This is a genomic window from Providencia sp. M-27 (assembly GCF_011077905.1).
Taxonomy (GTDB): Bacteria; Pseudomonadota; Gammaproteobacteria; order Enterobacterales; family Enterobacteriaceae; genus Providencia; species Providencia huaxiensis.
This window is the reverse complement of sequence record NZ_JAALBT010000001.1, coordinates 27,046-40,382: the sequence shown is the minus strand read 5'-3', so window position 1 is coordinate 40,382 and position 13,337 is coordinate 27,046. Positions and strand designations below refer to the sequence as shown.

Sequence of the window (13,337 nt, the reverse complement as noted above, 5' to 3'; positions counted from 1 at the left end):
TATGACGGAACACGATAAAACAACCGAGACGGTTACCCCAGAAGCTGGCGCAGAACAACAGCGCCCAAAAACTAAACCTTCTTCGGAACAAAAACGTTCTGGTCTGATAGGCGGTGTAATTGCTATCGCTATTATCATCGCTATTGGCGGTGGGTTGTACTATTTCACCCAACAAAGCAATATTAATTTAGCTAATGAAAACAATGAATTAAAGCAAAAGCTAAGTGACTTAGTCGAACAACAAAACTCAGACAGGCAACGGTTAGACGCACTAATTGCGGCTAATTCTGAAATAAAAAGCCATTCTCGTGAATATGAAGAGAACCTCAACCGTCGCATGCAAGAGTTGCAAGCACACGTCACGGCATTGTCCAGCGCTGATGTGAAGAGTTGGCTACTGGCCCAAGCTGACTTTATGGTCAAAATGGCAGGAAGAAAGCTGTGGAATGACCGCGACCCAGTGACCGCAGCCGTTCTGTTAAAAAGTGCAGACTCAAGTCTGGCAGAAATGAATGACCCGAGCCTACTCGACATTCGTAAGTCAATTAACAGTGATATGGCTAAATTAGCTGCGATCAACCAAGTTGACTATGACGGTATTATTTTACGTTTAAACCAGCTAAGTAATGAAGTCGATAATTTACGATTAGCGGATTTAAACAGTGGCGACGCGAAAAGTGAAGATAACGCTGACGTTAGCGATGATATCTCAGATTGGAAACAAAATTTGGCGCGTAGCTGGAAAAGTTTTGCAAATGACTTTGTCACAGTACGAGCTCGTGATGGCTCAGAAGCCCCGCTTCTAGCCCCAAACCAAGATATTTACCTACGTGAAAACATTCGTTCTCAATTATTAATCGCAGCGCAAGCTGTACCCCGTTATCAAGAAGCCACTTACAAACAGTCATTAGAGCAAGCTTCGACATGGGTAAGAGCCTATTTTGATACTGAAGCGCCTGAAACTAAAGCGTTCTTATCAACCATTGATGACTTAATCAATCAGCCGATTGACATTGAAATGCCTGACACCTTAGAAAGCCAAGAGAAGCTAGACAAAGTCATGCAAACTCGGGTTCGCAGCTTACTCTCTCAGTCGTCAGACAACACAAAAGTTAACGATGGTGCTGTTGATGCCGCAGCGGATGCACCTGAAGTGTCAACAGAGGCGGCGGCCGATGCCGCAGTTCCTGCCACGGATACACAAAAAGCAGAATCAGCTGATAATCCTCACCCTTTTGAATCAGCAGAGCCTGCTGGCAATAGGGGGTAATTATGATAAAAGTCCTGATCCTATTTATAGTACTTATTGCCGGGGTGATCTTAGGCCCATTATTAGCAGGTCACCAAGGTTATGTTTTTATTCGTACTGACAATTATGACATTACAACCAGTGTAACCAGCCTCGTTTTAGGCTTTATCCTGCTCCAATTTGTGTTGTTGTTCCTCGGTTGGTGCTATCGTCGCTTTATCAGTACAACATCACGTACCAGAGGTTGGGTAAGTGGTCGTAAATACCACAAAGCACATACTCAAACACAAAAAGCGCTATTGAAATTAGCAGAAGGTGATTTCGAACAGGTTGAAAAGTTAATGAGCAAACATGCTGATTTCTCTCAACAACCCGTGATTAACTACCTAATGGCAGCTGAAGCCGCTCAACAACGTGGTGATGAATATCGCACTCACCAGTACTTAGATAGAGCCGCAGAAGCCGCGGGAAGTGACCAACTTCCCGTTGATATCAGCCGTGTCCGTATCCAATTAGCGGAAGGGGAAGTCCATGCTGCTCGTAATGGCATTGATAAACTTCTCGACAAAGCTCCAAGGCACCCCGAAGTACTGCGCCTCGCGGAACAAGCTTACTTACGTTCAGGCGCTTACCAGTCGCTGATTGAATTACTTCCGGTCATGGCCAAAGTACAGTTACACAATGAAGATGAGCTCGATGCACTGAAATTAAAGGCTTACAAAGGGCTGATGAACCAATATATGGCTGAAGGGGGTAGTGATGGGCTAAAAGCTTGGTGGAAAGCACAGCCTCGCCGAGTTCGTCATGAAACCGCATTGCAAGCTTTCTTAGCTGAACATTTAATTGAATGTGGTGATACTGCAAGTGCAGAAAAAATAATTATTGATGGCTTAAAACAGCAATATGATGAACGCTTGCTTCTGTTAGTACCGAAACTTAACAGTGAACGCCCTGAAGTTATCGAAAAAACCCTTTTACATCTGCAAAAACAAAACGGTGCCACCCCATTACTCAACAGTACATTGGGCGTTTTGTCGCTACAACACGCCCAATGGGACAAAGCAGAAACCTACTTTAAAGCTGCGTTGGCTCAACGTTTTGATGTGCAGGATGCATCATGGCTGGCCGATGCGTTTGACAAGCAACATAAACCTAGCGATGCGGCAAAAATTCGCCAAGACGCATTAAACCACTCATTAAAACAAGAACGAAACTAATACTCTTGTTTAGCCTCTTCTAAAAACTCCACTTATTTTAGTGGAGTTTTTTTATCCATAAGCTTAACTGCAACTACATTTACCTTCCCAAATAAAAACACAGAAAACAATTTAAATGCATTGCTTTAATCGCATTAAATCATCATAAAAGGAGAATATGAGGTTTATGATTGGCAACATTTCAGATCAATAACTCAATGTTTAATCAATAATCGTTATTTAAGGATCAGCAAAACACACTTGGCTATGTTATAAAATAAACACATAGTGTATAAAGCTTTATATACATCTTTGTTTTGAATGAATTAGGGATATCGATATGAATGTAATTAAAACTATTTGGCGCTGGATTATTGCAACCCCAAACCGTTTACAAATATTCTTTGATCTTCTGCTGCTAGTATTATCACCTTTTGTTTTTATTATGGTTATTGGGTTTAACACCGAAGATCTTAGTAAAGACATTTTCATTATTACATTCATTATCCTCTGCTATACCTATATTACTCGCTGGTTCAGTAAGTGGTTTAGTAAAGGTAGAAGCTAATACCTGTTTTATTTTCAGCCTCTTAGTTATTTTCTAAGGGGCTAAGTATTTTGTATAGACAAAAAAAACACCTGCACAAGGCAGGTGTAAAATACAATCAGGTCTACAGACGGATGGTGCCTCACTCAACGTTTCGCCCGTTCGTTGATGGTAAGAGGATGAGCTCTTGATCATCTAAGTTGGACAATAGGCACCGATAATCGGCTTTGCGTCATCTCTGGGTTTATGAAGCTTCGCTGTCATAAGAAGTGAGATGAGCATCTACATATAGAATAATGCACAATGCATGCCAACTTTTTTTAAATGATATTTTTTAAGCTCGCTCTTTTAACTTCTCTCTCATCCCTCCGGTTTTACACATAATTTTTCTTCTTGGAAGTCAACCTCTCTAACATTAAAGAATGTACGCATCTGTTGCCCATATCTTGCTGTACTACTTTGTCGCAGTTTAGAGACACCATAAATGAGTTATTTATATTTTCTTATAAATCAACAGGTAATATGTCGCCTTTTGGCGACATCAATATAATGGATTGTATCTATTCTACGACACTAGCGAGATAGCCTGTTAAATTACAAATAAAAACAAGCAATTAACTATATCCAGTCACTAATTGAAAAACACCCTGAATATACTCTAGATAATTCTAGTTATGGCTAAACCGCAAATGAAGATATCCCGATGAACATACATAAGTATGTATGTAACCTGGGTAGCTGAACATAGCCAACAACACACGGTTTGAAGTATGAAGTATGAAGTATGAAGTATGAAGTATGAAGTATGAAGTATGAAGAGAGTATAAAAGTATAAGAATAGAAAGCAAAAAACCCGTCGATTAAGACGGGTTTCTTTAAATTGGTCGGCGAGAGAGGATTCGAACCTCCGACCCACTGGTCCCAAACCAGTTGCGCTACCAAGCTGCGCTACTCGCCGAATTTTTTAGTACTCATTACATTTCTTCGTGGTGCGAAAGGGGGGACTTGAACCCCCACGTCCATAGGACACTAACACCTGAAGCTAGCGCGTCTACCAATTCCGCCACCCTCGCAATATCACAAAAAAATGGGGTGGCTAATGGGACTCGAACCCACGACAACTGGAATCACAATCCAGGGCTCTACCAACTGAGCTATAGCCACCATAACTTCACTTTTTTCAAAGCGTTGCTATATTACTACATACAACGTCATTTTGCCAACCGTAGCGAAGCGCTAAAACTGGTGCGCCCGACAGGATTCGAACCTGAGACCTCTGCCTCCGGAGGGCAGCGCTCTATCCAGCTGAGCTACGGGCGCTTAACGCCGTTGCGGGAGAGGATAGTACGGATTTATCCTCCTTCTGTCTAGTCCTTTTTGAAATAAAAATATCGATTGCTTGCCTTTTATCCATTTCGTCGAGAAAGAGAGCATATTTACCCTCTTTTCACTGTACCGCTAATAAAAATCAACCAAAATACGGCGATTAAACTTTTGCATTACGGTTATTGAACAGACGAATGATGAAATAAAGCAGGGAAACGCCCCCTAAAAAGATAGCTCCCACGATTAAAGATAAGCGAGTATCTGGGTTAATCGCCATTCCAACCAAAACGCAGGCTAAAAATAGTAAGGTTGCATAGTTAACCCATGGAAAAAGAATCGATTTGAAAGGGTGTCCGATAAGTTTTTCTTTGTTTTGTTGTCGAAAACGGATTTGGCTGGTCAATAGCACTAGCCAAGGCACCATTCCGGGTAACACACTCGCACTATAGACATACACAAAGACTTTCTCTGGATTCGGTATGATGTAATTCAGGCTTGATCCGGCCACTAAGCAAAGGATAGTAAAACCTACACAACGTGCCGGCACACCGTTCTTTGTTAATTTCAATAATGAGCGAGGCAACTGTTTATTTTGCGCTAAGGCATACAGCATCCGTCCACCACTATACATCCCGCTATTACAGCCAGATAACGCTGCGGTTAACACCACAAAGTTAATCACCGCTGCGGCAGATACAATACCGACTTTCGCAAAGGTGAGAACAAATGGACTACCTTGAGAACCCACTTCAGTCCACGGAAACAGCGTTACAACAATAAAGATAGCGCCCACATAAAAAATTAATATGCGCCATAAAATATTATTGATCGCCTTTCTTAACGTGACTTGAGGATTTTTCGCTTCACCCGCAGTGATCCCAACCAGCTCAACCCCTTGATAAGAGGCCACAACGATACACAAAGCAAATAAGAAGCCTTTCCAGCCCCCGGCAAAGAAACCACCATGTTCGGTAAGGTTCGCAAGCCCAATCGGCTCAAAGTTATTACCCAGACCAAAAAAAATCAGTCCTAAACCAATTAAAATCATCACCACAATCGTGGTCACTTTGATCATGGCAAACCAGAACTCAAGCTCTCCATACAGCCGTACAGCGGCTAAGTTAGCTAATGCCACTAATACCACTGCAATAATGGCAAAAATCCATTGCGGCACATCAGGGAACCAATATTCGGCATATACGCCAATGGCCGTGATCTCAGAAATACCGACAGCCACCCACATAAACCAGTAGCCCCATGCGGTGAGACATCCCCAAAATGGACTTAAATATTTATAACCAAACGAAGCAAAAGAACCCGTTACAGGCTCAAGAAATAGCATTTCCCCCATTGAGCGCATAATGAAGAAAACAAAAATTCCTGCGATGATATAAGCCAGTAAAACAGAAGGTCCCGCCCATTTTAGTGTACTGGCGGATCCCATAAATAACCCAACGCCAATAGTTCCACCGAGCGCAATCAGCTCGATATGGCGTGCTTCTAACCCACGTTGAAGCCCCTGCTGTGGATTTCCCATACATACCCCTGTCAAAGTTAGATATTTAAAATGCAGTTTTAATTGAAACTCAGTTAGTAATAATCACTGCAATTATTTGAAAAGCATTAATTAGGCGATTAAAAAAATGCCATAGCCGCAAGATTAAGCACAAACTGGTGCGAATATGATTATTTTTGAGGGATTATAGAAATATTTGAAGGAAGAGACCAGTAATTCGGAGAATTCAGACCGCAAGCAAAAGTTTAAGCCTACTTGCGGTCAGTAAAATACATCGATAATAACGATAAAAATCAAATAATTACAAAAATTACAGCTTGCCACCGTAATAGTAGCCTAAAAATTTCAGTAATTTAAACTGACGAGTAATACGAGAAGGTTGAGATAATAAGCGATACAACCATTCCAGACCTAAGTTTTGCCAAACTTTCGGGGCGCGTTTAACATGCCCTGTAAACACATCATAAGTCCCCCCAACACCCATATATAACGCATCAGGGTGGACTGTTCGGCAATCACGCATAAACAGTTCTTGTTTCGGGGAACCCATCGCAACAGTAACAATTTTGGCACCACTTGCACGAATACGTTCGAACAATGCACTTCGGTCTTCAGCAGTAAAATAACCGTTTTGCGAGCCAACAATGTTCACATTCCACTGCGAGCGCAGCTTGCTTTCGGTTTGTTCTAGGATTTCTGGTTTGCCACCCACTAAGAAAACCGGCGTACCTTCTTTACCGGCTCTTTCCATTAAGCCTTCCCATAAGTCAGCACCAGCCACGCGGGAAACTTCAGCTTGGGGATATTTACGGCGAATAGCACGGACAATACTAATTCCATCAGCATACAAATATTCGGCTTGGCCTAGTAATGTATTTAAAGCCGTATCTTGTTCAGCGATCATCACTTTTTCTGCATTAATCGCAACGAGTGTTCCCGTTTTCGTTTCCCCATCAGCAAATAAGTAGTCTAAAAAGTGGGCCATATCTTTAAAGCCCCAAATATTATGACCACGAATACTATATTGTGGAATAGATGATTGTGGAATAGATGACTGTGTAACTGATGAAGACTGAGTTGATGACGATTCCATGATACTCCTTTAGCGGCTTTCACGCTGTTGGCTTCTTAAAAAAGAAGCTGTTTTTGTGCGAATAAGCCCTGCACTTTCAAATAACCAATACAGTAATTTTGCTAACACCAGACACAGTCCGAATATTAAGCAAAAGAAAACCACCCGTGAGACGAAAGAATCCACGCCTTCACGCGCTAAAACAATAATGTTAAAAATGGCGCCAAAACAAAATGCCTGCATAATGGCGGCCTTATAGCGATTCGGTTCTTTCAGGCTCATGCCATAGATCCAATCAAACCATTTGATGATAAGCCCCACAACGATGGCTCCGAGTGGTATAAAAATCACCCCGCCCATCACCACTAATGAACCAATCAGTGTTGGCGAAATTGCCAGCCCAGAATGGTTGTTGAGCACTTCCCACGTAAAATAGTTGGCAGAATTCAATACCGTATCTGGACGTTCTGGCCAAACCCAAGAAGGAATAAAAACATAAAAGTCACGGATAATCGGCGCTAGGCCTTGAAAATCCATCTCATCGTAATGACTCAGCAGCAATGCTAAGTTTTCCCACGGGGAGAATGTGTCCCGCGTTAAGTACAAGAAAGTGTAATACGCTTCAGCACCACTGACATCTAGGCCATAGCGTTTTAAGGCTAACCAGAACATCCCTACAATACTGGCGACCCCAGCCGCGGCTAGCATCCACAGCGTAATCCAACCTCTGACAATCCCAATGAATAAGAACAGCGCGAAGGCAATAATGATGTTCGCTCTTGTTCCCCCGACGATAACATAGGTTAAGAAACCAAATGCAACGGTACTAACAAGAAAGAAAATCCAGCGTTTCTGTGTTGGCCGCAAGAAATAAACAATCAACATTGCAGGAATGAAGAAATAGAAAAAGCGTTTTAATGCCACGCCAGAAACTTGGCTGGAGAAAATTTGGCTATAGGATTTTAACTTAAACAGCAAAAAACCGTTCTGCATGAAAAAGATACCTACTGTCACGACAGCAATCAGAATCAATAACAGACAGGTTAAATTCGTTTCCACTTTGTTCATGCTAAACAACGCACGCCGTGGTGCATCCGGTTGCCTAGAAAGCCGTGTTTTATAAGCGACATAATAAATCGCATAAAAACTGGTTGCCGCTAGTTGGGCGTAAAGTAAGTAATCCGCCTTAACAACCGCAACATCAAATTGAAACACTAACGCACAGGTTAATGGAAAACCAAAGTAAAACGTCAATAAATACAGCATTGAGAAGAAAATATTGAAGTTAAACCGAGCACGTAAAAACTCTTTGTATAGCAAAGTACCAATAAAAATAATTGATATCAGGTAGACCAGTGCTAAGCCGCCTAATTCCGTCAGCGTCATGCTCGCTCCTCCACGGCTCTGAGAACGGCTTTCCAGCCCTCAGTAAAGTTGGGAGCAAAAAATTCAATATGGTGTTTATCTAATAAACTCATTTGGCGCTGAGCTTCGTCCACCAGCGGTATCGTCAGGTTGTCACCATAGAAAAACACAGGGACATTTTGAGCAGTTAAATCCTGCCAGAACGTATTTTGACGGCTGATTACAAACGGAATGCCAAATTGGATCAGCAAACAAACCGTTCCCACCCCTTGTTGGCGATTAAAAATAAAATAGCCAAGATCACAGGATTTGAGCAAATTCAGGTACTCGCTAAATTCCATGCGCTCTTTCAGGATTTCGACTTGTCCTGAAGTAAACTCACTATTTGCAGCCTGTTCGACTTGTTCAATATAGCCTTGGTTATTGGCAGGATAGCCCATTGGGACAATCACCTTAACCTCATCACCAAATTGCTGTTTAATCGCACTCAGTGCCTCTACATGGCGATTCGAACGGTCACCTGAGTTACCCAACAAAATAGTCAGTTGAGCGCCTTCACGCACCTTAGGCTCGCTTATTGTTAATGCAGGGTCCATTCGTGTTGGAAAATACAACACTGTCGCAGGTACTTTCGGGTTCGACTGGTGGAAATAACACAAATCCCCGCGCGTAGCACACACGTGCCCTACTTTTTTCTGCGCTAGACGACGTAAGATATAGAATAACTTAAATTTTAATGAGCTAGACTCTTCATAGAGGTCAGCTCCCCATATATGCCACCAAAACTGATGGGATTTAATTTGGCCAAATAACAGCGCTAGCCAAATAGGCGCATTGAATTGCCCATGAAAGAAAAAGCGAGTACGGCGATTTGCCTTGGCACGCTGTATAACACTATTGGCAATAGCCTGTTTATTCGCAAAAACATCTATTTTTAGCTGAGGATAAGCGTCAGCAAGCTGCGCATCGTCGCTTACGACCATAAAATGCGGTGTTGATGACGGAGCGATTTCTGCTTGGCAAATGACGTCATTAAAAAACGTCAATACCGTCTGATTGTGGTGTGGGAGGTTCGATCCCAGTACATGTATTAAGGTTGTCATGCTCGCCTACGGTAAATCAAAAATACGCAACAACATAAGGTAAAATAGACAATATAAGTGGCCATATAAGCCTGAGTTGCACCTACTGCGCCATGTTCAGGGATTAGCCAATGCGCAAAACCCGTTAATAATATAAATTGACTCACTTCAGTAAGGACATAAAAACGCAATGCGGCTTTGGCAATAACCAAATAGCCAAATACGTAAGCCCCCACTTTCAATACATCGCCGACCAGCTGCCATGCAAACAGGTCTCGCATACCTGTAAATTCTTTTGAGAACAGCAACCAAATCGCAAAATCACGTAGTAACCAAACCGTAAAACTGACAACCGCAACGGCAGGTAAAACAAATTTCAATGCTTTAACAATTTCGGCTGAAATTTCATTTTTATGTTGCAAACGCGATAAAGTCGGCAACAAATACACTGAAAATGTCGCGGTAATAAACTGCAAATAGGCGTCTGAAATGGTGGTCACACCGGTCCATAACCCCACTTCATCCCAACTATAGGTTTGGGCGAGTAGGTTTCGCATCATGATATAAGCGACTGGCAACGTGACTGCTGTTAACATCGCCATGACCGTAAATTTGCCTAAATTAGTCGCAATCGCTTTGTCCCATGCGGGCTTCAATGACGATAACGCAAATTGCTTACGTTTAATTACCATCCCAGCCGCAGGCAGTACCACGAGTGCAGGCACTAATGCTAACCCTGCGAGAGCGCCTTCATACCCACCAACCAGATAGCATAAATAATAGGCAACAACTCCGATTATGCTACCCAAAATAATGGCTAATGCGTTTGCCGATGCGTCTCGGTAGCCCTTCAAAATAGCCAGGAAATAGTTCGCATACGCGATACCCATTTGAATTAAAGCGACTATTTGAATAACCGAGCTGTATTTTTCACTATCAAACAACGCTACGCTGATTGGCGCACTGCAAAGTAAAAAGATAAGCGCAAGTAGCGCTGAAAACCCTAGAATAATCGTCGATGACGTTCCCAGAACCGCACGTAATTTTTGTGGGTCTTGGTGGTGCTCTGCAACATATTTTGTGACACCATTGAAAATCCCTGCACCAGATAACACCCCTAGTACAGTAATCAATTGGCGGAAGTTACCCGCTAGCCCTACACCGCTGGGCCCAAATGAGACTGCAAACAACTTAACGATTAACAAGCCTACCCCGATTTTAATCAGGGTAGAGCCAGCAGTCCAAACCGATGCTTTAGCAAGAGACATTAGGCAAAGAACGCTTTGATTCGCTCAATGACTGTCTGCTGTTCATCATCAGTCATGTTGTAGAACATCGGTAAACGCACTAAGCGGTCACTTTCTGATGTTGTATATTTATCTTCACCATGGAAACGACCAAACTCGATACCCGCAGGGCTAGTATGCAATGCAACATAGTGGAATACCGTCAAAATACCATGGGATTTCATATAATCATTGAACTCGGTACGCTCGTCGATATCTTTAAGTTTGATATAGAACATATGGGCATTGTGTTTTAAGCCTTCTGGCACAGTTGCTAAGACTAAGCGTCCTGCATCAACCAATGGCTGCAACGCTTCATCATAACGTTTCCATAGTAGTAAACGGCGGTCGTTAATTTTGTCCGCTTCTTCTAACTGTGCCCATAGGTAAGCCGCTTGCAAATCAGACAACAAGTAGCTTGAGCCGATGTCACGCCATGTGTATTTATCCACTTGGCCGCGGAAAAATTGGCTACGATTCGTCCCTTTTTCACGGATCACTTCAGCACGGCTAATCAAGTCTTTATCATTAATCAGCGTTGCCCCACCTTCACCGCCTGAAGAGTAGTTTTTCGTTTCATGGAAGCTATAGCAACCAATGTGGCCGATGGTCCCCAGCGCTTTGCCTTTATAGGTCGACATCACACCTTGCGCGGCATCTTCAATCACGAATAAATTGTGTTTTTTCGCAATGGCCATAATGGTGTCCATCTCACAAGCAACACCTGCATAGTGGACAGGAACGATGGCACGTGTACGCTCAGTGATTGCAGCTTCAATTTTAGTTTCATCGATATTCATGGTATCTGGGCGGATATCAACAAATACGATTTTCGCGCCACGTAACACGAATGCATTAGAGGTTGATACAAAAGTAAAGCTTGGCATGATAATTTCATCACCCGGCTTAGTATCAATCAGGATCGCCGCCATTTCTAATGAGGCCGTGCAAGATGGCGTTAACTGCACTTTCGGGCAATTAAACCGTTTTTCCATCCATTCTTCACAACGTTTCGTGAAGCCACCGTCACCACACAGTTTGCCACTTTCCATGGCTTGTCTCATATACTCTAATTCAGTACCTACAACGGGTGGTTTATTAAATGGAATCATGTTGTCCCCTGTATAACCAATAGGCGGTACTGACAATTGCTGCACCGCTACGTGAATAAAGATTTAATGCCGCAACATTACTGATTTGCGTGGCCACATTTAACTGTCTTTTTTGGTGTTCCACACACCAATTAAATGCTGCTGACATCAACTTACGCCCCACACCTTGCCCTTTCGCTTCTGGCATTTTCGCTAGTAGGCCAACCCGCGCAGTTTCAGCATCCAGATGCCGTAAACTCACAAAGCCCAATATCGCACCAGACGCATCTTTAATCAGTAAACAAGTGTGGTCAAACGTGCCAAGTACTGATTTTTCTATCCACAACGCATAAAACTGACCGCTATCACCATCACGATACCAAGGTGCTCTAAAGCGGCTTTTGCTAAAGACAGACTCAGCGGCTTGTCGCAACGTAGGAATATCATCCACTTGTGCGACAACAATGCGATCTTCCGCTGTTAAACCTGCCTTTAAATAAGCATTTTCTGTGCCAATAGTCAGCGCGAAATCGATTTCACCTTCAACAAATGAAAAACCCATACCGGCTAAATCGTCAATCAGCTGCGTTTCAGACGCAGCGACTTTTGCTTGCACGATATCGTATTCATTTATTTGATAAGCAAGGAGGGTTTCGAGATTATCCCCCGTAAAATTCAACTTTGCCGTTGAGCGATGAAAAAATTCGCTCTCCCATGGCAAGCTCTCAATACTGGCGCGGACGGACACGTAATAAATCCTCTAAATATTGCCCATAACCTGTTTTTTTCAGCTGTTGTGCTGAAAAAGCGACTTGTTCATCTGTCAGCCAGCCGTTACGCCACGCGATTTCTTCCAAACAAGCAACTTTGAAACCTTGACGTTTTTCAACGGTTTGCACAAAGGTTCCCGCCTCAATGAGGCTATCGTGGGTGCCTGTATCTAACCAAGCAAAGCCGCGACCGAGCAATTCAACGTTTAGTTCGCCACGTTCTAAGTACATTTGGTTAATCGACGTAATTTCTAACTCGCCACGTTCAGAAGGTTTGACTTGTTTAGCAAATTCAACCACTTGTGAATCATAGAAATACAGCCCTGTCACCGCCCAATTCGATTTAGGCTTAACGGGTTTTTCTTCAATCGACAGTGCTTTAAAATTATCGTCAAATTCCACGACGCCAAAACGCTCAGGATCCATCACTTGGTAACCAAAAACCGTTGCGCCTTTTACTCGTTCAGCAACAGATTTCAATTTTGGGCTAAATGAATGGCCGAAAAAGATATTGTCGCCCAATACTAAACAGCACGAGTCACCATTGATGAACTCTTCACCGATGATAAACGCTTGCGCAAGGCCGTCTGGTGATGGCTGCTCCGCATAGCTCAGCTCAATCCCAAACTCGTGGCCATCCCCTAATAAACGCTTAAACATCGGCAAGTCGTCAGGGGTAGAGATGATTAAAATCTCACGGACTCCCGCTAACATCAGAACTGAAAGCGGGTAGTAAATCATCGGCTTATCGTAGATAGGCAATAACTGTTTAGAAATACCGCGAGTGATAGGATGCAAACGCGTCCCCGACCCTCCCGCTAATATAATACCTTTCAT

At 42.9% G+C, this 13,337-nt stretch carries 11 protein-coding genes and 4 tRNA genes; 3 read left to right on the top strand and 12 right to left on the bottom strand.

Annotation, left to right across the window (positions count from 1 at the left end; translation table 11 throughout):
* The first annotated feature begins 1 nt into the window (after window position 1).
* From hemX to G6Q48_RS00185, 3 genes are all read left to right on the top strand, one after another.
* Complete coding sequence (hemX, locus tag G6Q48_RS00195; protein ID WP_166263939.1) at window positions 2-1,270, top strand: uroporphyrinogen-III C-methyltransferase; 1,269 nt, start codon at window positions 2-4, stop codon at window positions 1,268-1,270.
* A 2-nt stretch (window positions 1,271-1,272) separates the two neighbouring features.
* The gene (hemY, locus tag G6Q48_RS00190; RefSeq protein ID WP_102139877.1) at window positions 1,273-2,466 is read left to right on the top strand and encodes a protoheme IX biogenesis protein HemY; all 1,194 of its coding nucleotides are present in this window, start codon (window positions 1,273-1,275) and stop codon (window positions 2,464-2,466) included.
* Window positions 2,467-2,785: 319 nt separating this feature from the next.
* On the top strand, window positions 2,786-3,013 hold the full coding sequence (locus tag G6Q48_RS00185) for a hypothetical protein (RefSeq protein ID WP_102139876.1): 228 nt from the start codon (window positions 2,786-2,788) through the stop codon (window positions 3,011-3,013).
* Between the two features lie 860 nt (window positions 3,014-3,873).
* On the opposite strand, the gene G6Q48_RS00180 is transcribed toward G6Q48_RS00185, so the two are convergent.
* The 12 genes from G6Q48_RS00180 to rfbA all read right to left on the bottom strand — a co-directional run bounded on the left by G6Q48_RS00180 (window position 3,874) and on the right by rfbA (window position 13,337).
* Window positions 3,874-3,950, bottom strand: a tRNA-Pro gene (locus G6Q48_RS00180).
* 29 nt (window positions 3,951-3,979) lie between these two features.
* A tRNA-Leu gene (locus tag G6Q48_RS00175) sits at window positions 3,980-4,065 on the bottom strand.
* Between the two features lie 15 nt (window positions 4,066-4,080).
* Window positions 4,081-4,156: transfer RNA gene (locus G6Q48_RS00170), tRNA-His, on the bottom strand.
* 79 nt (window positions 4,157-4,235) lie between these two features.
* A tRNA-Arg gene (locus G6Q48_RS00165) sits at window positions 4,236-4,312 on the bottom strand.
* Between the two features lie 166 nt (window positions 4,313-4,478).
* Window positions 4,479-5,855, bottom strand: coding sequence for a bifunctional threonine/serine APC transporter ThrP (thrP, locus tag G6Q48_RS00160; RefSeq protein ID WP_166263937.1), 1,377 nt, complete (start codon window positions 5,853-5,855; stop codon window positions 4,479-4,481).
* Window positions 5,856-6,144: 289 nt separating this feature from the next.
* Window positions 6,145-6,882, bottom strand: coding sequence for a lipopolysaccharide N-acetylmannosaminouronosyltransferase (gene wecG, locus G6Q48_RS00155; RefSeq protein ID WP_166264485.1), 738 nt, complete (start codon window positions 6,880-6,882; stop codon window positions 6,145-6,147).
* 54 nt (window positions 6,883-6,936) lie between these two features.
* Window positions 6,937-8,292 (bottom strand): ECA oligosaccharide polymerase, encoded by a 1,356-nt coding sequence (gene wzyE, locus G6Q48_RS00150; protein ID WP_094962456.1) that lies wholly within the window; start codon window positions 8,290-8,292, stop codon window positions 6,937-6,939.
* Window positions 8,289-9,374, bottom strand: a complete 1,086-nt coding sequence (locus G6Q48_RS00145; RefSeq protein ID WP_102139874.1) for a TDP-N-acetylfucosamine:lipid II N-acetylfucosaminyltransferase — start codon at window positions 9,372-9,374, stop codon at window positions 8,289-8,291. Before G6Q48_RS00145 ends, wzyE begins: the two co-directional genes overlap by 4 nt.
* Window positions 9,371-10,621: a lipid III flippase WzxE gene (wzxE, locus tag G6Q48_RS00140; protein WP_102139873.1), complete on the bottom strand. Its 1,251-nt coding sequence runs from the start codon at window positions 10,619-10,621 to the stop codon at window positions 9,371-9,373. Before wzxE ends, G6Q48_RS00145 begins: the two co-directional genes overlap by 4 nt.
* Window positions 10,621-11,751, bottom strand: coding sequence for a dTDP-4-amino-4,6-dideoxygalactose transaminase (rffA, locus tag G6Q48_RS00135; RefSeq protein ID WP_102139872.1), 1,131 nt, complete (start codon window positions 11,749-11,751; stop codon window positions 10,621-10,623). The genes wzxE and rffA overlap by 1 nt, the downstream gene beginning before the upstream one ends.
* Window positions 11,738-12,478, bottom strand: coding sequence for a dTDP-4-amino-4,6-dideoxy-D-galactose acyltransferase (gene rffC / locus G6Q48_RS00130; RefSeq protein ID WP_102139871.1), 741 nt, complete (start codon window positions 12,476-12,478; stop codon window positions 11,738-11,740). The genes rffA and rffC overlap by 14 nt, the downstream gene beginning before the upstream one ends.
* Entirely contained in the window at window positions 12,456-13,337 is an 882-nt protein-coding gene (rfbA, locus tag G6Q48_RS00125; protein WP_102139870.1) for a glucose-1-phosphate thymidylyltransferase RfbA, read from the bottom strand. The genes rffC and rfbA overlap by 23 nt, the downstream gene beginning before the upstream one ends.